This window comes from Microbacterium forte (assembly GCF_031885415.1).
Lineage (GTDB): Bacteria > Actinomycetota > Actinomycetes > Actinomycetales > Microbacteriaceae > Microbacterium > Microbacterium forte.
In genome coordinates this window covers 1,651,016-1,673,673 of the sequence record NZ_CP116871.1, presented here as the reverse complement: position 1 = coordinate 1,673,673, position 22,658 = coordinate 1,651,016, and the positions used below count along the sequence as shown (strand labels likewise).

Sequence of the window (22,658 nt, the reverse complement as noted above, 5' to 3'; positions counted from 1 at the left end):
CGGGTAATATGGTTTCTCTGCTCAGCCCCGTCGGCTGAGGTGGTCAGGCGCTCATGAAGCGCGCTGGTCCGAGGCTCGAAACCTCCGGCATCGTCCCCGACACCGGAGGTTCTTCCATGTCATCGTCCTTGCGCGCCCGCCCCCAGACCCGGTGGTGGGCGCTCGTCGTCATCTCCCTCACGCAGCTGATCGTCGTCCTCGACGGCACGATCGTGAGCATCGCCCTGCCTCAGGCCCAGGCGTCCCTCGGCTTGACCGACGGCCAGCGTCAGTGGGTCGTCACGGCCTACGCCCTGGCCTTCGGCGCACTGCTCCTGCTCGGTGGTCGCATCGCCGACTACGTCGGGCGCAAGCGTGTCTTCATGATCGGGATGGTGGGCTTCGGCGCTGCATCCCTCTACGGCGGCCTCGCACAGTCGGGCTGGGAGCTCATCCTCGCCCGCGGCCTGCAGGGCGTCTTCGCCGCACTTCTCGCACCGGCGGCTCTCGCGCTGCTCACCGTGACCTTCCCCTCGGGCCGCGAGCGCAACACGGCGTTCGCCGTGTTCGGGACCGTCGCGGGAACCGGCGCAGCGGTCGGCTTGCTGCTGGGCGGATTCCTCACCGAGTTCACCGATTGGCGCTGGTGCCTGCTGGTCAATCTGTTCTTCGTCGCGATCGGCCTCGTCGGCGGAGCGCTCTTCCTCACCGAGAGCAAGGCCGAGGGCGACAACCGGTACGACGTCTGGGGCGCGATCACCGTGACTCTCGGTCTCGGATCGCTCGTCTACGGTTTCAGCCTCGCCGAGAACGGCTGGGGCGATCCGCTGACGATCACGTTCCTCGCTCTGGGGGTCGTGCTGCTCGGCGTGTTCGTGTGGGTCGAGAGTCGTGTGTCGCAGCCGCTCCTCCCGCTGCGGGTGGTGGCCGATCGAGTGCGAGGGGGAGCGTTCCTCATCCAGGGCGTGGCCGGGGCGATCATGATCGGCGCGACGCTCTACCTGACCTTCCACCTCCAGTTCGTGCTCGGCATGGGCGCGCTCCCGGCGGGAGCGGCGACCCTGCCGCTGCCGATCGCGACGATGATCATCGCCCCGATCGCGACGAAGCTCCTCACGGTGATCGGGCCGCGGCCGATGCTGATCGTCGGGCCGCTCGTCGCGGCGGCCGGTCTGTTCCTCCTCTCCGGGATCACCCCCGATGGGGCGTACATCGTGCAGATCGCGCCGGCGCTTCTGCTCCTCGGCATCGGCATGGGCTTCGTGTTCATCCCGCTGCAGAACCTGGCACTCACCGGAGTCGCACCGCATGACGCGGGCATCGCATCGGCCGTCGCCAACTCGGCCATGCAGATCGGCGGATCGATCGGGCTGTCCGTGTTCACGGCCGTGTACGCGGCGTCCGTGGGCGGGCATGCGCAGACGGAGGTCTCCCCGACGCAGCTGACCGACGCCTACGGCTGGGTGTTCATCGTCGCGTCGATCCTCATGGTCGGCGCTGCCGTGATCGCCGCCGTCATGGTGCGCGGTTCGAAGGACGAGCTGATGCCGTCGCAGCCGGGGTTCGCGGTCGGCGCGCACTGAGACGCTCGCGGCATCCGTTCCGCCCGGAATCCCACGGATTCCGGGCCCAGGAACGGATGCCGCGGCACGCCTGAGGCCGAATGTCGGTGGGGGTTCGTAGCGTGTGAGTATGCGAATCCTGCACACCTCCGACTGGCACATCGGCCGCACCTTCCATGGCAACTCGACCATGGACGCGCTGGCCGAGGTCCTCGGAGCGCTCACGGTGCAGGTTCGTGAGAACGCGGTCGACGTCGTCATCGTCGCCGGTGACGTCTTCGATTCGGCGACGCCGGCCGGCCCCGCGTACACGCTTCTCGGCGACGTGCTCGTCGCGCTGCATGAGACGGGTGCCCGTGTGATCGTCACGAGCGGCAACCACGACTCCGCTGCGCGTCTCGGGTTCCAGGCGCGGCTGCTCCGTGACGGCATCCACGTGCTGACCGATCCGCTCGCGATCGGCACGCCGGTGACGCTGGCAGACGCCGATGGTCCGGTGCATTTCTACGGCATCCCGTACCTCGAGCCCGCCATCGTGCGTCAGCACTGGATCGGCGCCGATCTGCGCACGCAGGCGCAGACGCTGTCTCATGCGATGGGTCTCGTCCGGGTGGGGATGCAGGCCCACCCGGGGCGATCCGTCGCGATCGCGCACTGCTTCTCCGCCGGAGTCGACGCCACGGTCGGTCTCGAGCGCGAGGTGCGGCAGGGGGGTCTCGACGTCGTGCCGCTGTCGGTCTTCGACGGTCCTGATTACGTCGCTCTCGGGCACATCCATGGCCGCCAGAAGATCAGCGAACGGGTGCGCTATTCGGGCGCTCCGCTGCACTACAGCTTCGGCGAACAGAGCAAGCCGCGCGGTTCGTGGCTGGTCGACCTCGATGCCACCGGCCTCGCATCGGTCGAGTGGCTCGATCTTCCCGTCCCTCGTCGCCTGGTCACACTCACGGGCACCCTCGATGAGATCCTGTCTCCCGAGAACATCGCGGCGCACGCCGACGACTGGGTCTGTGCGGTGTACACCGACGCACTCGCCCAGACCGAGCCCATGCGTCGACTCCGAGAGCGCTATCCGCACTGCGCGATGGTGCAGCATCAGCCCTCCGACACATCCGCGGCAGTCGAGCGCTCCTATGTCGATCGGCTGAGCGGTGCTGTCAGCGACCCCGAGCGCATCGAGGCCTTCCTCGAGCACGTCCGCGCGGGCCACGGGGCGACCGAGCGCGAGCGCGAGCTGATCCGCGAGGTCCTCGATGACCGCGTCCGCGCCGAAGCCCTCATCTGATCCGGTGACGACTCGATCCAGCCCGGCGATGCGTCACCGCGATCATTCTCCGACAGTGAAGAAGACTCTCTGATGCAGTTGCACCGACTGGAGGTCGAAGGGTTCGGCCCGTTCCGCGAGCGGCAGACCGTCGACTTCGATGCGTTCGCCGACGACGGAATCTTCCTGATCGCCGGTCGCACGGGCGCCGGCAAGTCCAGCATCCTCGATGCCGTCTGCTTCGGTCTCTACGGCGGAGTCCCGCGCTACGAGGGTGGCGAGAAGCGGCTGCGCAGCGATCACTGCGAGCCCGACGACGTGACCGAGGTCGTGGTGGAGTTCAGCACTCCGGCGGGCCGATTCCGCGTCAGGCGTTCACCGGAGTACGAGCGCCCCAAGAAGCGCGGCGGCGGCATGACGGTGCAGCCGGCGGCCGTGCAGCTCGACACCTCGGTCGGCGGCGGATGGATCGGTCTCGCCGCGAAAGAGCGCGAGGCGGCCTTCGAGCTCGACGAGATCCTGCAGCTCAGTCGCGAGCAGTTCCTGCAGGTGATCCTGCTCGCGCAGAATCGGTTCTCGGAGTTCCTGCTGGCGGGGAGCAAAGAGAGACAGTCGCTGCTGCGGCGGCTGTTCGGCACCGAGCGTTTCGAAGACGTGCAGGCGCGTTTCGATGAACGACGCAAGGCGGCCGAGCAGAGTCTCGGGGCACGCCTCGCAACGGTGTCTGCCCGCCTCGACGAGGGCGAGAGGCTCGTCGGCAGCGCCGGCCTCGGGCACGACGGCGAGGTGCAGGGAGAAGACGCGGGCGCGGCCGACTCAGAGCCTGTCGCGGTGACGACAGAGGAGCGCCTCGACGGTCTGCGTCGCGCGAAGGCTCGTGCCGATTACCGCGCAGAACGTCGAGCGGCTGAGCGCATCGAGGCGGAGAAGCAGTCGGACGCAGCAGACGCGGCGCTCGCGATCGCGCGTGAGGAGCAGCGGGCGCAGCTCGAGCGGGATCGGGCCAGAGCCGCGCTCGCACGTCTCGAGGCTGATGAGCCGCACATCGCCGCTGCGCGCGGTGAACTGCAGAACGCCAGGGCCGCGGAGCTGCTTCGGGGCCCGATCTCCGCCGCGACGACGGCGACATCGGCGCTCGACGCCGCGATCGAGGCCGAGACACGCGCACGAGCGGCCTGGGAGGCTCACGGCATCGTCGCGGACGATCTCACGGAGTGGGCGGCCGAGCGCACGGCGCAGACCGGCCTGTGGCAGCGTGCGGCAGAGCTGGAACGCTCCGCATCGGCGCTCGATGCCGAGCTTGCGGCGACGTCCGATGCTGTGGCGGCGGCGACCGCTCGCATCGACGCGGCCGAGGCCGATCGTGTCGCGCTTCCCGCAGAGCTCGAACAGCTCACACTCGCGCGCGACGCGGCGAGGCAGCTCGCTGATCGCGCCGGAGATCTGGCCGCAGCACGGGATGCTGCCGCAGCGCGGCATGCGGCGGCGGTCGAGACAGTCCGTCTCAGAGCCGCTCATGACGACGCCGAACGGCAACTCGCTGACGCCAGCGCCGCGCTCGCTGCAGCTCAGACCGCGCTCGCTCAGCTCAGACAGCGCCGACTCGACGGGTTCGCGGGGGAGTTGGCGACCTCGCTGCACGAGGGCGAGGCGTGCCCGGTATGCGGATCTCACGAGCATCCGGCTCCCGCCGTGCATGCCGACCCCGTCTCGGCGGAAGACGTCGACGAGGCTGAAGCCGCACGTGATGTCCTCGCGCAGCGCGAGCGGAATGCGGCAGAACGGACATCCTCACTGCGCGCCGACCTCGCCGCGGCGATCAGCCGCGCAGGCGGTCGAGAGGTCGACGAGGCTGTCGCAGAACTCGACACCGCGACAGCGGCGCATGCACAGAGCACAGACGCAGCCGACCAGCTGGTCACACTCGATCAGCAGCGCGAAGCCCTCCTCGCGCGCATCCGCCGTCTCGACAGCGACCGCGACCGTGATTCCACGGCGCTGGCCGCGGCACGCGAAGCGCACTCGCTCGTGGCGCAGCGGGTCGCCGATACGCGAGAGACGATCGCAGAAGCGAAAGGGCACTACGAGTCCGTGGCCGAGAGGCTCACGGCGACGCGTGTCGAAGTCCAGGCTGCTCTCGCGCTCGTCGAGGCGGCGGCAGAGCGGGCACGCAAGGCTCTGGCCGCGACAGCTGCGAAGGCCGAACTGGATGCGGCGCTGGAAGCATCCGAGTTCGATGGGGTCGCGGCGGTCGAGCTGTCGCTCCGCACGGCCGCAGCGCAGGCGGCTCTCGAGAATCGAGTCACCCAGCACGCCGTCCAGCGCGAGAAGGAGCGCGCGATCCTCCTCGACCTCGAGCTCCGCACGCTCCCGGAGGAGACGATCGATCTCGGTCCTGCCGAGCAGTCTTCCCTCGCCGCGCGGCAGCGCTGGTCCGTCGCGGTCGACGAGGCGGGGCGGGCGGCAGGGGTGTCAGAGCAGCTCGCCGCGGTCATCGAGGCCGCGACATCAGAGCACGCCCGCATCGCAGACGACGCCGCCGACTACGAGGTTCTGCGAGGACTCGCCGACGCGATCGCCGGTCGCGGGGCGAACGTCCGCAAGATGACGCTCGAGACGTTCGTCCTCGCCGCCGAACTCGAAGAGATCGTCGACGCCGCGAACCGCCGGCTCAGCGACATGTCGACGGGGCGCTATCAGCTCCGCCACTCAGACGCGCTCGCCGCCCGCGGGGCCGCGTCTGGGCTCGGCATCGTCGTGTTCGACGCATTCACGGGCCAGACCCGGCCGGCGCAGTCGCTGTCGGGAGGCGAGACCTTCCTGAGCTCCCTCGCCCTTGCGCTCGGACTCGCCGAGGTGGTCACGGCGCGAGCCGGCGGCATCCGTCTCGACACCCTGTTCATCGACGAGGGCTTCGGCTCGCTCGACGGCGACACCCTCGACGTCGCCATGCGCACGCTCGACGAGCTGCGCCAGGGCGGTCGCACCGTCGGCGTCATCAGCCACGTCGAGGCGATGCAGGAGCAGATCCCTGCGCAGCTGCGGGTGCGTGCGACGTCGAGCGGTCCGAGCGTGATCGAGGCGCGCTGAGACCCGGCGCGCCCCCTCGCCAGAGCAGCGGGCTCAGCCGATGCCCGTCCTCAGACGCCGTACTCCCGGCGGATCACTTCACGCAGCTGCACGCTGCACCGTGCGATCGCCTCGCGGAAGTCGACGAGCGCGCCATCCTCCGCCCGGTCGGAGATCGCGCGGAACGCGCGGATCGGCACTCCGAACTGCTCGGCGACCCAGATGTACGCATAGGTCTCCATGTCGACCAGACCTGCACCCGAGGGGCGGATGACGGCGGTGATCCCGGCATCGCCGACGAAGCTGTCGCCGGTCGCGATCAGCACGCCCTCGCGGCCGGTGGACACGCGCGCGGGCAGCGACACGTGCTGCCCTGCGACGCCGTCGAGGTCGAACACGTCGTGCTGCAGTGCGCTGCCGATCTCGTGCACGGTCGCATCGAGCTCAGGGTCGATGCCGCCGGCGGTCCCGACGACCACCACCTCGGAGTACTCCTTGGCGTCGAGCGCACGGGTGAGGGCGTACACGGCCTGCATCTTGCCCTCGCCGGTGACGAGCTGGTCGAATCCCTCGAGCTCGTCCGGGAACGCTGCGAGTTCGGATGCCATGGCTGCGACGAGAAGTTTCACTCCGCCATCCTGCCAGGTGGATCGATCGCCGCGAAGCCGAGCGCGTGCGACCGACGTCATCTCGATGTAACACTGGGGGAGGATACTGGCGTCGGGCAGACCGGAGGAACAAATGACCCTGCAGCAGCAGATCTCTGAAGCGCTCGGTGTGAAGGCCGAGATCGACCCCGAGGTCGAGGTGGAGCGCCGAGTGGCGTTCCTGGTCGACTACCTGCGGGTGACCGGAGCGAAGGGCTTCGTGCTCGGGATCTCCGGCGGCCAGGACTCGACACTCGCGGGGCGACTCGCACAGCTCGCGGTCGAACGCGTGCGCGCCGAGGGCGGAGAGGCGAAGTTCCTCGCCGTGCGGCTGCCGTACCGGGTGCAGAAGGACGCCGCTGATGCCGAGGCCGCGCTCGAGTTCATCGCACCGGACTCCTCGGTCGAGGTGAACATCCAGAACGGCGTCGACGGCGTCGAGGAGGACATCGAGTTCGCGGTCACGAGCGACATCAGCGACTTCAACCGCGGCAACATCAAGGCGCGCGTGCGCATGGTGACGCAGTATGCGCTCGCCGGACACGACGGTCTCATCGTCATCGGCACCGACCACGCGGCTGAGGCGGTCACGGGCTTCTACACGAAGTTCGGCGACGGCGCGGCCGACATCCTTCCCCTCTCGGGTCTCAGCAAGCGGCAGGGCCGGTCACTGCTGCTGCTGCTCGGGGCGCCGGATCGTCTCGCCTACAAGGTGCCGACGGCCGACCTCCTGGACGGCCAGCCCGGCCGAGCCGACGAAGACGAGCTGGGCCTCACCTACGAGCAGATCGACGACTTCCTCGAAGGTCGCGAGGTCGACCCGGACGTCGCCGGGCGGATCGAGTCCCGATACCTCGCCACGCAGCACAAGCGTCACCTCCCGGTCACCCCCGACGACACGTGGTGGCGCTGACACGCTTCTCGGCGTGATCCCGTGTCGGATGCCGCGGCTAGTGTCGAAGCATCCGAGGGAACGGGAGAATCGTGCGGATCGACACTCAGGCGCAGCGCGTCATCTGGAGCGCGAGCGACCTCAAGGCGGCCGCCGAATGCGAGTTCGCGTGGTGCCGCGCGATCGATGCGAAGCTGGGCCGCGTCCCGGCCGTGGAGGAGCCTGAAGACGCGACTCTCGCCAGGGCCGCGCTGCTCGGAGACGTCCACGAGCAGAACATCCTCGCGCGCTACATCGACGATCTCGGGAGCGATCGGGTGCACCGGGTCGAGAAGGTGTCGTCGATCGACGCCGAGGCGCTCGCGGCTGCCGTCGAAGAGACGGTGCATGCGCTCGGATCCGATGCGTTGGTCGTGTTCCAGGCGGCGTTCGCGACACCCGAGTTCGTCGGTTTCGCCGATTTCCTCAAGCGCGATGACGACGGGCGATGGCGGGTGCAGGATTCCAAGCTCGCCCGCAAGGCGCGGGTCACCGCCCTCATGCAGCTCGCGGCATATGTCGATCAGCTCGACCGGCTGGGCATTCCGCGGTCCGACGAGGTCGACCTCATCCTCGGCGACGGAACGCTGAGCACCCACTCGGTGGACGACCTCCTTCCGCTGTTCCAGGTGCGTCGAGCGCGCCTGCGCGCCCTCATCGCGGATCGCCGCGTCGACGACGGCTCCAGCGGCGCCCCGCTGGCGTGGGGCGACGACCGCGGAGACCTCGAGATCGTGGCCTGCGGACGATGCGCGACCTGCGAGGAGCAGGTGATCGCGCACCGCGACCTGCTGATGGTCGCGCGCATGCGGCCCGTGCAGCGCGCCCGGCTGCGGGCGGCCGGGATCGAGACCATCGACGCGCTGGCCGACGCCGATACGCCTCCTGACGGCATGAACACCGACACGTTCGAGACGCTGCGGGCGCAGGCGAGGCTGCAGATCCGCGCGGATGCCGAGGGTGCGCCGACATACGACGTGCACTACGCCGCGGCGATCCACACCCTCCCCGTGCCCAGTCACGGCGACATCTTCTTCGACTTCGAGGGCGACCCGCTCTACACCGAGCCGGCGCCTGACGGCGAGGCTCATTGGGGCATCGACTACCTCTTCGGATGGGTCGACAACGCCGACCAGTACACGGCGCTGTGGGCCCACGACTTCGCTGCGGAGCGAGAGGCGTTCGAACGATTCCTCGACTTCGTGAAGGTGCGCAGAGCAGCGCACCCCGGCATGCACATCTATCACTACGCGCCATACGAGACCTCGCACCTGGTGGCGATGGCGGCACGCCACGGCGTGCGCGAGGGCGAGATCGACCGCCTGCTGCGCGAGGGCGTGTTCGTCGACCTGTATCCGCTGGTGCTGCGCACCGTGCGCGTGGGGTCGCGGTCGTACTCGATCAAGAAGCTCGAGCCGCTCTACATGGGTGAGGACGTGCGCACCAGTGACGTGCAGAAGGGCGACGACTCAATCGTGCAGTACGTGGCGGCCCGCGAGTTCGCGGCGGCGGGGGAGCAGGACGAGGCCGATGCGGTCTTCGCCGATCTCGCCGACTACAACCGCTACGACTGTGTGTCGACGAGGCGCCTTCGCAACTGGCTGATCGACATCGCCCGGAAGGAGGGGGTGAACCCCGCCCCGCCCGACGAGGCCGACGAGGTGATCTACGAGCCGTCGCCGCGATCGGTGGCACTCCTCGCCGACGCGGAGCGGGCCGTGGCGGCGGGCGGCGACGGTCAGGTGCATCGCCTCGCTGCGGCCGCCATCGACTACTTCCCTCGCGAGGCGAAGAGCTTCTGGGTGTCGCACTTCCAGCGACTGCGCGAGCCCGTCACGATGTGGGACGGCACTCGCGATGTCGTGCGCGTCGACCGCATGTCCTCGACCGTGCAGCGCGACTGGAGCGTCGGCGAGGGGCGCCGGGTGATGTCGCGCGACGTCGAGATCCGCGGAGAGGTGTCACCCGGCACCACTCTCGGAGCGGCGTCGCAGCCGTTCGCGCTCTATCCCGTGCCGGCTCCGTTCGACACCGAGGCTCCGTCACGCGCGGTGCACGTGCCGCATACGGTCACTGTCACCGAGGTGCTCGACGACGGCTATCTGATCACCGAGACGGCGATCCAGGGACAGACGTGGGACGAACTGCCTCTCGCTCTCACCCCCGCGGCTCCGCCGCGCGTCGTCTCGCTGCAGGGCGCGATCGACGAATGGGCCGACACGGTCCACGCGGCAGCACCCGGGTTCCCGTCCGACGCGGCCACCGACATCCTGCGCAGGATCCCTCCGCGGACGCTCTCGGGCGGCCCCCTGCCTGACCAGGGGGGCGAGACGATCGATGCGATCGTGCGAGCGGTCCTCGACCTCGATCGCAGCTATCTCGCCGTGCAGGGTCCTCCTGGCACCGGCAAGACCTACACGGGCTCCCAGGTGATCGCGCGGCTGGTCAAGGAGCACGGTTTCCGGGTCGGCGTCGTCGCGCAGTCCCACGCGATCATCGAGAATCTGCTCGAGCGGGTGGTGGCCGACGGCGTTCCCGCGGCGCAGGTCGGGAAGGCGCCGAAAGATCCGTCATCCGATCCCTCGTACACGGCGATTCCCAAGAACGGCATGGCCGCATTCCTCGGCGAGCATGCCGAGCACGGAGCGGTCGTCGGCGGAACGGCCTGGGACTTCAGCAACACCGCACGCGTGGAGCGCGGGGGCCTCGACCTGCTCGTGGTCGATGAGGCGGGGCAGTTCTCTCTCGCCTCGACGATCGCCGTCGCCGCGGGCGCGCAGCGTCTGCTGCTGCTCGGCGATCCGCAGCAGCTTCCCCAGGTCAGCCAGGGGGCGCACCCCGAGCCCGTCGACACGTCGGCTCTCGGATGGGTCATGGACGGCGACGCGGTGGTCCGACCCGACTACGGTTACTTTCTGGCACGTTCGTGGCGCATGCATCCTCGCCTCGCCGCGCCGGTGTCGAAGCTCGCATACGCCGGGCAGCTCGCGTCGGCTCCCGGCACCGAACGGCGTGCGCTCGACGGCATCGATCCCGGTCTGCACATCGTCCCTCTCCGACACCGCGGCAACGCCACGCAGTCGCCGGAGGAGGCGCGCGAGGTTGTGGCACTCGTGCGAGACCTCGTCGGACGCGCGTTCACCGACAACGATGCCGATGCCACGGTCCGGCCGCTCGCGCAGCGCGACATCATCGTGGTCGCGCCCTACAACGCGCAGCGTCAGGCCGTGCACGACCTACTCGCCGAGGCAGGCTTCCCCGACGTCCCGGTCGGCACGGTCGACAACTTCCAGGGCAAGGAGGCGGTGGTCTCGATCACGTCCCTCGCGGCCTCCAGCGGTCGGGATGCTCCACGGGGTCCCGAGTTCCTGCTGCTGCAGAACCGATTGAACGTGGCGATCTCGAGAGCGCAGGTCGCGGCCTACCTGATCCACTCCCCGGCACTGCTCGACGACCTCCCGCGCGCACCGGAGGGGGTCGCGCGGATGAGTGCCTTCGCCCGTCTCGTCGGCGCGGCGAGCTGAGCGACGACCGACCCCACGGCGAGGAACAGCCACCATGCACACGACAGACGACATCCTTCGCGCCTCGGCGGCCTGGGTGTGGTTCCCCCGTGACAGCGAGCGCGAGAAGACGGAGCTGCAGCTGGTGCGGTATCCCGAACGGTTCGGTGGCGGGGTGCGCGGATCGCAGGTCGACTCGGACGCTGATGCCGCGACTGTTCTCGACCACGCGATCGACCGCACCAGATCGTGGGGGGAGCGCGAGCTGCGCTTCTGGACCAACGCGTCCGATCGCCCCGACCTCGAAGCCGAGCTGCGCAGACGCGGAGCCGAGCACATCGACACGGTCACGGTGTTCGCCTGTCCGATCGACCGCGCGTCGATCGACGTCCCGCCGTCAGCCGCCGCAGAGGTCGTTCGCACACTCGAGCAGGTCCGCGAGGTCGACGCCATCAACGTGCCGGTGTGGCAGCAGCAGCCCCTCGACGAAGAAGGACTTCGGATCGAACTCGAAGAGATCACGTCCACGCTCGACGCGGGTACGCACGCCCGTGTTCTCGCGCGGCTCGACGGCCGGGCCGTCAGCAACGGCGGGTGCACGATCGTCGACGGATTCGCCCGCTTGTGGGGTGCCGCCACGCTCGAGCACGTGCGGGGCAGAGGTGCTTACCGGGCGGTCCTCGCCGAGCGGCTGCGGGTGAGCGCATCCCTCGGGGCGGAGACGGCACTCGTCAAGGGGCGCACAGCGACGTCCGCACCGATCCTCGAGCGGGCAGGTTTCACACACTACGGAGACGAGCGCGGCTACCGCCTGGGCGTGTGAGTCGCCCCGACGGGGCGCCACAGCCGGGGGCCACGCGCGGCGATGTTCAGGGCGTGGCGCCGGTCAGGCGCCGAGCTCCTCGCGGACCAGTCGCGCTCCCGCAGACAGAGCGCTCAGCTTGTCGAGCGCGACATGCCTCGGCAGGGGTGCCATGCCGCAGTTCGAGCTGGCGATGAGAAGCTCTGCGTCGACGAACTCGAGCGCGCGGCGCAGGGTGTCGGCGACTTCCTCCGGAGTCTCGACCTGCTCGCTCGCCACATCGATGGCCCCGAGCATGACCTTCTTGCCGCGGATGAGCTCGATGAGGTCCATAGGAACGTGAGAGTGGTGGCTCTCCAGCGAGATGATGTCGACGGAGGACCGCTGCAGAAGGGGGAACGACTCCTCGTACTGCCTCCACTCCGCGCCGAGAGTCGCCTTCCAGTCGTTGTTCGCCTTGATCCCGTAGCCGTAGCAGATGTGCACAGCCGTCTCGGCGCTCAGCCCTTCGACTGCGCGCTCGAGGGCCGCGATGCCCCAGTCCTTCATCTCGTCGAAGAAGACGTTGAACGCGGGCTCGTCGAACTGGATGATGTCCACTCCCGCAGCCTCGAGCTCCCTCGCCTCCTGGTTGAGGATGGTCGCGAACTCCCACGCCAGCTTCTCGCGGCTGCGGTAGTGACGGTCGGCCAGGGTGTCGATCATCGTCATCGGGCCAGGGAGCGCCCACTTGATCGGCTGATCGGTCTGCTGACGCAGGAACGTCGCGTCGTCCACGAACACGGGCTTCGGACGGCTCACCGCACCCACCACTGTGGGCACGCTCGCGTCGTAGCGGTCGCGGATGCGCACCGTCTCGCGATTCTCGAAGTCCACGCCGTCGAGATGCTCGATGAAGGTGGTGACGAAATGCTGGCGGGTCTGCTCCCCGTCGCTGACGATGTCGATGCCGCGCCGCCGCTGTTCGTGCACCGCGGCGCGCAGCGCATCATGCTTGCCCTCGACGAGCGCATCCCCCTGCAACTCCCACGGCGACCAGAGCACCTCGGGCCTCGCGAGCCATGCCGGCTTGGGCAGGCTCCCGACGATCGAGGTGGGGAGGAGGGGTTCCGAGGTCGTCGAGCCGGCGCCGGTCATCGGACCGGAGCCGGGTAGGCGGCGGCCCACTGATCCAGCACGCGCCGGTGGGGCGTCACGAAGTGCTCATCCGCGTAGCGTCCCTGGACGACCGCGAGCTGGCTGCGCTCCTCGCGGTCGTAGGTGATCTCGGTCTGCTGGAAGTCTTCGTGCGCCAGGCTCGGACGGTAGACGCTCTCGGCGGGTGTGTTCGCGTTGTAGATCTCGGGGCGGTAGATCTTCTGGAACGTCTCCATGGTGCTGATCGTGCCGATGAGCTGCAGATCGGAGTAGTCGCTCAGAAGGTCGCCGCGGAAGTAGAAGGCGAGCGGGGCAGAGCTGCCGCGCGGCATGAAGTACCGCACCTGCAGGCCCATCTTCCCGAAGTACTCGTCGGTGAGCGAGAAGGAGTCCTGGACGTACTCGATGCCGAGCACGGGGTGGACGTTGCCGTTGCGGCGATACGTCCTGCTGGTCGAGACGCTGATGCAGATCACCGGCAGCGTCGAGAACCGCTCCTGATAGGCGTCGGACTCGAGGAAGTGCTGGAAGAGCTTGCCGTGCAGCTCACCGAAGTCGTCGGGTGTCGCGAATCCGCCGGCGGCTGCGCTCGCCGCGGGCAGGACGACGCTGAAATCGTAGTCGCGCAGGTAGGAGGAGAAGTTGTTCCCCACGATGCCCTGGTGGCGTTCGCCGGTCAGCCGGTCGACGATGTGGATGTCCAGCACCTCGAGGACGGGGAACTCCCGGTCCTCTCCGTCGGCGAATCGCAGCTGCACCGACACGATGTCGAGTTCCACCGAGTAGCGGCCGCCGTCGGGGCCGTCGCCGTCGAGTCCGTCGCCGCGAGCGAGATCGTTGAACCGTCGGTCGATCATCGTGAGGGCATTGCGGAGGTTCTGTTGGCGACGCTCGCCGCGGGCGAGGTTGGCGAAGTTCGTGGTGATCCGCGAACTGTCCGACGGGGCGTAGTCCTCGTCGAAGCGCGTGGTGGTGATGCTGAACGTGATCTCGTTCGCCATGAGGGGCCAATCCGGGAGAGAGGCCGACAGGGCCTCGCGAATGCTGTGTTCTCATGGTGCTGCCGAACGAGGGTCATCGGGTAATTCAGCTCCACTATGCGGTGCTATAGCCTTCTCCTATGCCCAGGCGATCGAGCGGTATCACGCTGCAACAGCTCCAGTACTTCATCGAGGTCGCCGCGGAAGGATCCATCACCGCCGCGGCCGACATGCTCTACGTTGCTCAGCCCACGATGTCCGCGGCGATGAAAGACCTCGAGAGTCGGGTGGGTCGTGCCCTTCTGGCCCGCTCGGCCCGGGGCGTCACGCTCACCAGTGACGGCTCGGAGTTCCTCGGGTACGCCAGACAGATCGTCGAGCAGGCCGAGCTGCTCGAGCAGCGCTACCTGGGGCGGCCGCCGTCGCGCCGACTCCTCGGGGTGTCGACGCAGCACTACTCGTTCGCTGTCGATGCCTTCGTGCGGATGGTCAAGGGCTCGAGCGCGGCCGAGTACGAGTTCTCACTGCGGGAGACCCGCACATGGGACATCATCGAAGACGTCCGGACGCTGCGCAGCGAACTCGGCATCCTCTTCCGCAACGACTTCAACCGGAACGTCATCGACAAGCTGCTGCGCGACTCGGGGCTCGCGTTCCATCCGCTCTTCGTCGCCGAGCCGCACATCTTCGTCTCGCGACGGAACGCGCTCGCCTCCCGCGAGCGGGCGACCCTCGACGATCTCGTCGGCCTGCCGCGGCTCACCTTCGATCAGGGGGCGAACAACTCGTTCTACTTCGCCGAGGAGATCCTCTCGACCCTCTCGAGCGCTCGCGAGATCAGGGTCTCCGACCGAGCGACGATCTTCAACCTCATGATCGGACTCGACGGGTACACGATCTCGACGGGCATCATCAGCGACGACCTCGATCCTGAGATCGTCGCGGTGCCTCTCGACGTCGACGACCACATCGAGATCGGATGGGTCGGACGCACCGCCATCCCCCTGACCGAGCAGGCGCAGCGATATCTCGCCGAGGTCCGCGACGTCGTCGCGGGGTTCGGCGTGGCGCTGCTCGGCTAGCGCGAGCAGCCGATGCGTCAGACGGTGCCGTAGAGCCGATCGCCGGCGTCGCCGAGTCCGGGGACGATGTAGCCCTTCTCGTTGAGACGCTCGTCGAGCGCGCCGAGCACGATGGTCACATCGCGGTCTCCGACGAGCGCCTCGATCGCGGCGAGACCCTCCGGCGTGCCGAGCAGGCAGATCGCCGTGACGTCCTTGGCCCCGCGGTCGAAGAGGAACTGGATGGCCGCAGCCAGCGAGCCACCGGTTGCGAGCATCGGGTCGATGGCGAAGCACTGGCGATCGCTCAGGTCATCGGGGAGGCGCTCGGCGTAGGTCGTCGGCTCGAAGGTCTCTTCGTCGCGGACCATCCCGAGGAATCCGACCTCGGCGGTCGGCAGAAGCTTGACGAGTCCCTCGAGCATGCCGAGTCCTGCGCGCAGGATCGGTACGACGATCGGGCGAGGCTCCGAGATCTTCACGCCCATGGTCGTGGTCACGGGAGTGGTGATCTCGACCGGGCTGACCTTCACGTTGCGGGTCGCCTCGTACGCGAGCAGCGTCACGAGTTCTTCGGTCAGCTGGCGGAAGACCGGCGACGGTGTGCGATGGTCGCGCAGCACCGAGAGCTTGTGAGTGACGAGAGGGTGGTCGGCGACGTGAACACGCATGCCTACAGGCTAATGCGCCGGACGCTCGCGTACGACATCGGCTGCACGGGAGTGGCTTCTGCGGCTGTCGTAGGCTCGACCCATGACCGCCGCCGACCTCATCGCGATGCGCCGCGCTCTCGAGCTCGCGGCCGAGGCGGCAGCGGTGTCGGAGATCCCCGTCGGTGCGGTGGTGCTCGACGCCGAGGGGCGGATCGTCGCGGACGGTCGCAACAATCGTGAGGCGACCGGGGATCCGACCGGTCACGCCGAGGTCGAGGCACTGCGTGCCGCCGCGGCATCCGTCGGCTCGTGGAATCTCGAGGGCCACACCCTCGTCGTCACGCTTGAGCCCTGCCTCATGTGTGCCGGGGCGATCCTGCAGGCGCGGATCACTCGGGTCGTCTTCGGAGCCTGGGACGACAAGGCGGGGGCCGCCGGATCCATGTACGACGTGCTGCGTGATCGTCGGCTGCCGTATCGCGCCGAGGTCATCGGCGGGGTCGAGGCAGACGCCGCCAAGGCCCTGCTGCGGGACTTCTTCGAGCAGCGCCGCTGAGGGTCGCGGACCTCGGGGGAGTCAGTCCGAGGACTTGAGCACGAACACGTCGGTCGACGGCTCCGGGTCGAGCGACGGCCGGTACACGTCGGGCTCGATGTAGATGACCCTGGCCGTCGGCACGGCCTCGCGGATGCGGGCCTCGATCGCGTCGATGTCGACCGCGGCCTCGCGCAGCGGCTTGTCGGCATTGAGTGCGATCTTCGCCGCCACCATCAACTCGTCCGGTCCGAGGTAGAGCGTCTTCATGTGGATGATCTTCTCGATCTCGTCGCCGGCGTTGATCGCGTCGACGATGCGATCGTGATCGGCCGGGGTGGCTCCCTCGCCCACCAGGAGGCTCTTGGTCTCGACTCCGAGCACGATCGCGATGAGCACGAGCAGGATGCCGATCATCAGCGTTCCGAGTGCGTCGAACACGGGGTTGCCGGTGATGATGGTCAATCCCACACCGAGCAGTGCGAAGGTGAGACCGGTCAGCGCCCCGACATCCTCGAGCAGCACGACGGGCAGCTCCGGCGCCTTGGCGCGGCGCACGAACGACACCCACGACTGGCCCTCGTCGCGCACGAGGTTGCTCTCCTTGACGGCCGTGCGCAGCGAGAACGACTCGAGGCCGATCGCGACCACGAGCACGACGAGCGGCAGCCACCACCAGGTCTTGTCGAGTTCGTGCGGGTGGGTGAGCTTGTCGATCGCCTCGTAGATCGCGAACAGGCCTCCGACGGAGAACAGGATGATCGACACGACGAACGCGTATACGTAACGCTCTCGGCCATAGCCGAACGGGTGCGCTCGGTCGGCCTCGCGCTTCGCCTTGCGGCCGCCCAGCATGAGCAGCAGCTGGTTGCCGGAATCGGCGACCGAGTGGATCGCCTCGGCGAGCATCGACGCGGATCCTGAGAGCGCCCAGGCGATGAACTTCGCCAGGGCGATGCCCAGGTTCGCCAGGAACGCCGCGAGAATGGCCTTGCCGCCGCCGGATGCACTCATGCGACGAGTCTAGATCGGCTCGCCCGCGGTCGCCCGGTGCGCCCGCCGTAGGATGACGACATGGCTGAATCTCTTCCCGCTCTCGCGTTCCTCGGTGCCGGTTCCATGGGCGGCGCGATCCTCCGAGGGGTCGTCGCATCCGGCATCCCCGTCGACGGAGGCATCACCGCGACGAACCGCACGCCCGAGAAGGCAGCGGCCTTCGCCGACCTCGACGGCGTCACGAGCATCGCGCTCTCCGAGACGCCGGACGGCAACGCGCGGGCGGTTCAGTCGGCGCGTGTCGTCCTGGTCGGGGTGAAGCCGGCGATGGTCCCCGATCTGCTGCGCGAGATCGCTCCCTCCCTGCCCGAAGACGCGATCGTGGTGAGTCTCGCGGCCGGGGTCACCCTGCAGACCTTCGCCGACAACCTCGGCGCCGATGTCCGTGTCATCCGCTCGATGCCGAACACGCCGTCGACCGTCGGCAAGGGCGTCACCGGCCTCGCCGCGGGGGCGGCCGCATCCGCCGACGACCTCGCCCTCGTGCACCGCCTCTTCGCGACCGTGGGCGCTGTCGTCGAGGTGCCCGAGTCGCAGATCGACGCGCTGTCGACGATCTCGGGTTCGGGCCCCGCCTACGTCTATCTGCTCATCGAGGAGCTCACCAAGGCCGCCGTCGGCATGGGCTTCAGCGAGAGCGACGCACGAGTCATGGTGGAGCAGACCTTCATCGGTGCGACCGCGCTGCTCGACGCGTCGGGGGAGGAGCCGTCTGAGCTCCGTCGCAGGGTCACGAGTCCGAAGGGCACCACCGAGCGGGCCGTCGCCGTGCTGCAGGACGCGCACCTCGACCGGACGTTCGCGCAGGCCGCCGACGCGGCGCTGGCGCGGGCGAAGGAACTCGCCGCAGGAGGATGACATGCAGCTGCGGTTCTCGGGAGAGATCTGGTTCTGGCGCGGACCGGCGCCGTTCCACTTCGTCACCGTGCCGCCGGCCGAGAGCGAGATGATCGGCGAGATCGCCGGCGTCGTCACCTACGGGTGGGGGATGATCCCCGCATCCGTGACGATCGGACGCACGACCGTGACCACGGCGCTGTGGCCGAAGGACGGCGGGTACATCGTGCCCATCAAGAAGGCGCTGCAGGATCGGGAGGGCATCGGCATCGACGACGTCGTCGAGATCACGCTCGACATCGACGCCTGAACCCGCGGGGCTGCCGCTCAGCGGTCGAGCGCGGCGAAGCGCTCGATGTCGCTGTTGGTGCCCGAGACGATGATGAGGTCGTGGTTGGTGACGATCGTGTTCGCCTCGGCGTAGCGGAACGGCTTGCCCGGACTCTTCACGCCGACGACGGTGACCTTGTACTTGCTGCGCACGCCGGATTCGTTCAGACCCACGCCGCGGATGAACTTCGGCGGGTACATCTTCGCCAGCACGAAGTCGTCGTCGAAGCGGATGAAGTCGAGCATCCGGCCGGAGACGAGGTGAGCGACGCGCTCGCCGGCTTCGCGCTCGGGGTAGATGACGTGGTTGGCACCCACGCGGGCGAGGATCTTGCCGTGCGACTGCGAGACGGCCTTCGCCCAGATCTGCGGCACCTTGAGGTCGACGAGGTTCGCGGTGATCAGCACGGATGCTTCGATCGACGAGCCGACGGCGACGACGGCGACCTGGAAGTCCTGCGCGCCGATCTGACGCAGGGCGTCGATGTTCTTGGCGTCGGCCTGCACCGTGTGCGTGACGCGGTCGGACCACTTCTGCACGAGCTCCAGATTGCCGTCGATCGCGAGCACCTCGCGGTCGAGCCGGTCGAGCTCGCCGGCGCACGCGGCGCCGAAGCGGCCCAGGCCGATGACGAGTACGGGAGCGTCGCCCCGGAGCACTTCAACCAACGATCGGCCTTTCCACGGGCAGCGAGTAATACTGCGATCGCGACGTCGCGGCGACTGCCGCGGCGAGAGTCACTGTACCAACGCGCCCCATGAAGATGGTGGTCGCCAGCACGTACGAGGCGGAATCGGGGAGCTCGGCGGTGAGACCTGTCGAGAGGCCGACGGTGCCGAACGCCGAGATCACGTCGAACAGCACATGACTGATGTCGGCCTTGGTGATCTGGGCGATGATGATCGTCGACAGCGCGACGATCGTGGCGCCCCAGGCGACGACGCTGAGCGCCACACGCTGCACGTCGCTGGGGATGCGGCGGCCGAAGACCTCGACCGACTGGCGCCCCTTCGCCTCCGACCACACGGCGATGGCGAGCACGGCGAGAGTGGTGACCTTGATTCCTCCGGCGGTGGATGCCGAACCGCCGCCGACGAACATCAGCATGCTCGCGGCCAGCAGCGACGAGCCGTTCAGGTCGTCCATCTCGATCACGTTGAAGCCACCCGAACGGGTCATCGCCGAGAGGAAGAAGGCTTGGAACGTCGTGTCTGCGGCATCCATCGAGCCGAACGTCTTCGGGTTCGCGTACTCGAGGATCAGGAACACCGCGGCACCCAACACGAACAGGAGCACGGTGGTGACGAGGGTGAGTTTGGTGTGCAGCGACCACTTCTTCACGTGCCACACGTGCTTGGCCAGGGTGTAGATCACGGGGAAGCCGATGCTCCCGAGGAAGACGCCCACCATCAGCAGCGACAGCACGAGGTAGTCGTCGGCGAAGACGGCCACACCGCCGTCGTTGGGAGCGAACCCGGTGTTCGTGAATGCCATGGCGGCGAAGTACGGCGCTTCCCACAGGGCGGCGATCGGGTCGACCTCCGCCAGGACCAGCGCGGGGTAGAGGAGGATCGCGAGGACGCCCTCGATGATGAGCGACGACACCGCGACGGTGCGCAGGAGCTGACCGACCTCGCCCAGCCGCACGGTCTGGCTCTCGTTCACGACGCCGCCGTGGGCTCGCAGCGGGTTCGTGTCTCCGGCGGCCATGAGCTTGGCCCGCAGCCCGAGGCGCTTCGAGATGACCAGGCCCATCAGCGACGCCAGGGTGAGCACGCCGAGTCCGCCGATGTTCACGCCGATGAAGATCAGCACGTGCCCGAACGGAGACCAGTGGTTCGCCATGTCGACGGTGGCGAGGCCCGTGACGCAGATGGTCGACACAGCCGTGAACAGCGCATCCGCCAGCGGCGTGACCGTGCGCGATGCCGACGCGATCGGCAGAGACAGCAGCACCGTGAAGACGAGGATGAGCATCGCGAAGATGACGATCGCGAAGCGCGAGGGCGACGAGGTGACGATGTGCTTGCCCCAGGAGGCGGCGTTCTCAAGACGCTGTCGAGGTGACGACGCCGAAGCGATGCCCGACATCGAGTCCCCCTTCGCTTCCCCTCGCCGCGCACCGCGGCTGCACGACGCCGATCGCCGAGCCTTCGTCATGGTACTCCGTGCCGGGGACGACTACCCTGATCACATGACGGACATCTTCGACGTGATCGCAGACGGTACGAGGCGCGACATCCTCCAGCTTCTCCTGCGACGCACCACCGAAGGGGACGCCGGCACGAGCGTGAGCCATATCGTCGCCGAGCTCGGCATCAGCCAGCCCACCGTCTCGAAGCACCTCAAGGTGCTCCGCGAGGCTGAACTGGTCAGCGTGCGCGAAGACGGCCAGCGCCGCTTCTACAGCCTCGCCGTCGAGCCGCTGGAGGTCGTAGACGACTGGCTCGTCCCGTTCCTCATGGACGCATACGGCGATGATGCGCCGGACATCGACTACCCCGGACTGCCGCTTCCCGACGGAGCCGCGCACGCGGCCGAGGTCGTCGGTCGTGCCGCCGCGTCGGCGAGGCACGTCGTCACCACCGCGCTCAAGCGCCTCGGCGGCTGACGCCCCCGGACGCACTTCGCCCCCGCTGACAGCGGGGGGTCTGTCATCGGGGGCGTGGCCGCGGGCCCCAGCCCGCGTGACTCGGACGGTGCCATCGTGAGTCGTGCATTCAGCATCCCAGTGCAGTCTGAACGGTAGCGGCACACGTCCTATGTCTCCGCTGTGACCCGCATGCTCCGCTCGTGAGGGGCGCCGAGTCAGGAGTGCCCGAACGGCGAGAACCAACAGGTCTCGCCGACCGTGTCTCGCGCTTGCCATGATGTGAGCATGACGACAGCTTCGCCCTCGTACCGAGCGCACTTCGACTTCACGATCTCGTTCGTCAATGGCGGGGGGATGACGGGAGAAGGCTTCCGTCTCGACCTTCCCGGTCCCGACATCGACTCCGATGCGATCGGAGCGCTGCTGGTGCGGCATCTCGGGCTCACTCTCGTGAGCGCCGTCGAGCTGCAGCGGCTCCGCATCGTGGAAGAGGCGCACCGTGGCAGCCGAGGCGTGGAGGGGAGCGCTCCGTCACCACGGGTCATCGACCTCAGCCACACGATCGAAGCGGGGCTCGTGACCTACCCCGGCCTCCCTGCCCCCACGATCACTCCGCACCTCACGCGTGAGGACTCCCGCTCGAAGTACGCACAGGGCACGGAGTTCGCGATGGACATCATCACGATGATCGGCAACACGGGCACCTACCTCGACTCGCCCTTCCACCGGTATGAGGACGGCGGGGACCTGGCCTCGCTCGAGCTCAGCTCCCTCGTCGGCCTGACCGCCGAGGTCTTCCATCTGCATGACGCGTGGAGCGCCGAGCGCCGGGGGATCGACGCTGTGACGCTCGCGGACCGTGAGCTCCGAGGCGCCGCGGTGCTGCTCGACACCGGGTGGAGTGAGCACTTCGGGACTCCGGAGTACGGACGCGGGGCACCCTTCCTCACCGAAGAAGGAGCGCGGTTCCTGGCCGACGCCGGGGTCGCACTCGTCGGCATCGATTCGCTCAACATCGACGACACGGAGAGCGACGGCGAGCGGCCGGCTCACAGCATCCTGCTGGCCGCCGGCATCCATGTGGTCGAGCACCTGACCCGCCTGTCCGAGGTGCCCGCCCGTGGTGCGCGGTTCACGGCGGCTCCTCCGGCCGTGCGTGGATTCGGGACGTTCCCGGTGCGTGCCTTCGCCACGGTCGGCGATGCTCACTGATCACACAGGCCACATGGGTTTACACGCGTCCCAGATTCCCCCTAGAGTGTGCACAAATCGAGAAAGGGGTACGTGGGATGCCCGAGGTTCCAGATGTCCGGTTCCTTACGGTGGCTGAGGTCGCCGAACTGATGCGCGTGTCGAAGATGACCGTCTATCGAATGGTGCACGCTGGGGAGCTGCCAGCCATTCGCTTCGGTCGCAGTTTCCGGGTTCCGGAATCCGCGGTGGCCGATGCTCTGCAGCGACCGATAGCCGACGTCGGCTGACGCTCTCCGCTCGGTCCCGTAAGCGCGTGCAGCGAGAGCTTCACTGTTTGCTAGACTGATCCGAGGCATTTTTTCCGTGCCCGTACCCGGGTGTCCGTCACCGACGACACCCAGCCACTGACTTAGTGAGGTTTCCGTGGGTTCTGTCATCAAGAAGCGCCGCAAGCGCATGGCGAAGAAGAAGCACCGCAAGCTGCTTCGTAAGACTCGCCACCAGCGTCGCAACAAGAAGTAAGC

General features: G+C 68.2%; 21 protein-coding genes. 14 read left to right on the top strand and 7 right to left on the bottom strand.

Features of this window, described 5'->3' with window-relative positions:
• Positions 1–116: 116 nt before the first annotated feature.
• From OB895_RS08085 to OB895_RS08075, 3 genes are all read left to right on the top strand, one after another.
• Positions 117–1,562 carry an MFS transporter gene (locus tag OB895_RS08085; RefSeq protein WP_079113912.1) on the top strand — a complete coding sequence of 482 codons (1,446 nt, stop codon included), beginning with the start codon at positions 117–119 and terminating at the stop codon, positions 1,560–1,562.
• A 109-nt stretch (positions 1,563–1,671) separates the two neighbouring features.
• A complete protein-coding gene (locus tag OB895_RS08080) occupies positions 1,672–2,826 on the top strand; it encodes an exonuclease SbcCD subunit D (protein ID WP_042538950.1) in 1,155 nt (384 codons plus the stop codon).
• Positions 2,827–2,898: 72 nt separating this feature from the next.
• Positions 2,899–5,895 (top strand): AAA family ATPase, encoded by a 2,997-nt coding sequence (locus OB895_RS08075; protein ID WP_079112299.1) that lies wholly within the window; start codon positions 2,899–2,901, stop codon positions 5,893–5,895.
• A gap of 50 nt (positions 5,896–5,945) precedes the next feature.
• Here the strand turns inward: OB895_RS08075 and OB895_RS08070 are convergent, their stop codons facing one another.
• Complete coding sequence (locus OB895_RS08070; RefSeq protein ID WP_042539416.1) at positions 5,946–6,503, bottom strand: phosphorylase family protein; 558 nt, start codon at positions 6,501–6,503, stop codon at positions 5,946–5,948.
• A gap of 112 nt (positions 6,504–6,615) precedes the next feature.
• On the opposite strand from OB895_RS08070, the gene nadE reads away from it, so the two are divergent.
• The 3 genes from nadE to OB895_RS08055 all read left to right on the top strand — a co-directional run bounded on the left by nadE (position 6,616) and on the right by OB895_RS08055 (position 11,778).
• Positions 6,616–7,434 carry an NAD(+) synthase gene (gene nadE, locus OB895_RS08065; RefSeq protein ID WP_042538954.1) on the top strand — a complete coding sequence of 273 codons (819 nt, stop codon included), beginning with the start codon at positions 6,616–6,618 and terminating at the stop codon, positions 7,432–7,434.
• Positions 7,435–7,505: 71 nt separating this feature from the next.
• Positions 7,506–10,976, top strand: coding sequence for a TM0106 family RecB-like putative nuclease (locus tag OB895_RS08060; protein WP_079112300.1), 3,471 nt, complete (start codon positions 7,506–7,508; stop codon positions 10,974–10,976).
• Positions 10,977–11,010: 34 nt separating this feature from the next.
• Complete coding sequence (locus OB895_RS08055; RefSeq protein ID WP_079112301.1) at positions 11,011–11,778, top strand: hypothetical protein; 768 nt, start codon at positions 11,011–11,013, stop codon at positions 11,776–11,778.
• A 63-nt stretch (positions 11,779–11,841) separates the two neighbouring features.
• Here the strand turns inward: OB895_RS08055 and OB895_RS08050 are convergent, their stop codons facing one another.
• Together OB895_RS08050 and OB895_RS08045 are read right to left on the bottom strand one after the other, a co-directional pair.
• Positions 11,842–12,894: a methionine synthase gene (locus OB895_RS08050; RefSeq protein WP_079112302.1), complete on the bottom strand. Its 1,053-nt coding sequence runs from the start codon at positions 12,892–12,894 to the stop codon at positions 11,842–11,844.
• On the bottom strand, positions 12,891–13,895 hold the full coding sequence (locus tag OB895_RS08045; protein WP_042538958.1) for a putative oxygenase MesX: 1,005 nt from the start codon (positions 13,893–13,895) through the stop codon (positions 12,891–12,893). Before OB895_RS08045 ends, OB895_RS08050 begins: the two co-directional genes overlap by 4 nt.
• Positions 13,896–14,014: 119 nt before the next feature.
• Here OB895_RS08045 and OB895_RS08040 point away from each other — a divergent pair, with 119 nt between their 5' ends.
• Positions 14,015–14,956, top strand: coding sequence for a LysR family transcriptional regulator (locus OB895_RS08040; RefSeq protein ID WP_042538960.1), 942 nt, complete (start codon positions 14,015–14,017; stop codon positions 14,954–14,956).
• A gap of 17 nt (positions 14,957–14,973) precedes the next feature.
• Here the strand turns inward: OB895_RS08040 and upp are convergent, their stop codons facing one another.
• On the bottom strand, positions 14,974–15,606 hold the full coding sequence (gene upp / locus OB895_RS08035) for a uracil phosphoribosyltransferase (protein WP_042538962.1): 633 nt from the start codon (positions 15,604–15,606) through the stop codon (positions 14,974–14,976).
• 82 nt (positions 15,607–15,688) lie between these two features.
• On the opposite strand from upp, the gene OB895_RS08030 reads away from it, so the two are divergent.
• The gene (locus tag OB895_RS08030; RefSeq protein WP_079112303.1) at positions 15,689–16,144 is read left to right on the top strand and encodes a nucleoside deaminase; all 456 of its coding nucleotides are present in this window, start codon (positions 15,689–15,691) and stop codon (positions 16,142–16,144) included.
• Between the two features lie 21 nt (positions 16,145–16,165).
• On the opposite strand, the gene OB895_RS08025 is transcribed toward OB895_RS08030, so the two are convergent.
• Positions 16,166–17,137, bottom strand: a complete 972-nt coding sequence (locus tag OB895_RS08025; RefSeq protein WP_042538967.1) for a cation diffusion facilitator family transporter — start codon at positions 17,135–17,137, stop codon at positions 16,166–16,168.
• 60 nt (positions 17,138–17,197) lie between these two features.
• Between OB895_RS08025 and proC the strand changes: the two genes are divergently transcribed.
• Positions 17,198–18,037, top strand: a complete 840-nt coding sequence (gene proC, locus OB895_RS08020; RefSeq protein ID WP_079112304.1) for a pyrroline-5-carboxylate reductase — start codon at positions 17,198–17,200, stop codon at positions 18,035–18,037.
• Between the two features lies 1 nt (position 18,038).
• A complete protein-coding gene (locus OB895_RS08015; protein ID WP_079112305.1) occupies positions 18,039–18,326 on the top strand; it encodes a DUF1905 domain-containing protein in 288 nt (95 codons plus the stop codon).
• Between the two features lie 17 nt (positions 18,327–18,343).
• On the opposite strand, the gene OB895_RS08010 is transcribed toward OB895_RS08015, so the two are convergent.
• The gene (locus OB895_RS08010; protein WP_042538973.1) at positions 18,344–19,015 is read right to left on the bottom strand and encodes a potassium channel family protein; all 672 of its coding nucleotides are present in this window, start codon (positions 19,013–19,015) and stop codon (positions 18,344–18,346) included.
• Complete coding sequence (locus OB895_RS08005; protein ID WP_042539422.1) at positions 19,008–20,438, bottom strand: TrkH family potassium uptake protein; 1,431 nt, start codon at positions 20,436–20,438, stop codon at positions 19,008–19,010. Before OB895_RS08005 ends, OB895_RS08010 begins: the two co-directional genes overlap by 8 nt.
• Positions 20,439–20,541: 103 nt before the next feature.
• Here OB895_RS08005 and OB895_RS08000 point away from each other — a divergent pair, with 103 nt between their 5' ends.
• From OB895_RS08000 to OB895_RS07985, 4 genes are all read left to right on the top strand, one after another.
• Positions 20,542–20,958: an ArsR/SmtB family transcription factor gene (locus tag OB895_RS08000; RefSeq protein ID WP_042539424.1), complete on the top strand. Its 417-nt coding sequence runs from the start codon at positions 20,542–20,544 to the stop codon at positions 20,956–20,958.
• A 267-nt stretch (positions 20,959–21,225) separates the two neighbouring features.
• Positions 21,226–22,152, top strand: a complete 927-nt coding sequence (locus OB895_RS07995; protein WP_311879762.1) for a cyclase family protein — start codon at positions 21,226–21,228, stop codon at positions 22,150–22,152.
• A 77-nt stretch (positions 22,153–22,229) separates the two neighbouring features.
• Complete coding sequence (locus tag OB895_RS07990) at positions 22,230–22,421, top strand: helix-turn-helix domain-containing protein (protein WP_042538977.1); 192 nt, start codon at positions 22,230–22,232, stop codon at positions 22,419–22,421.
• Between the two features lie 136 nt (positions 22,422–22,557).
• Complete coding sequence (locus OB895_RS07985; RefSeq protein ID WP_003792170.1) at positions 22,558–22,656, top strand: 30S ribosomal protein bS22; 99 nt, start codon at positions 22,558–22,560, stop codon at positions 22,654–22,656.
• Positions 22,657–22,658: the final 2 nt, after the last annotated feature.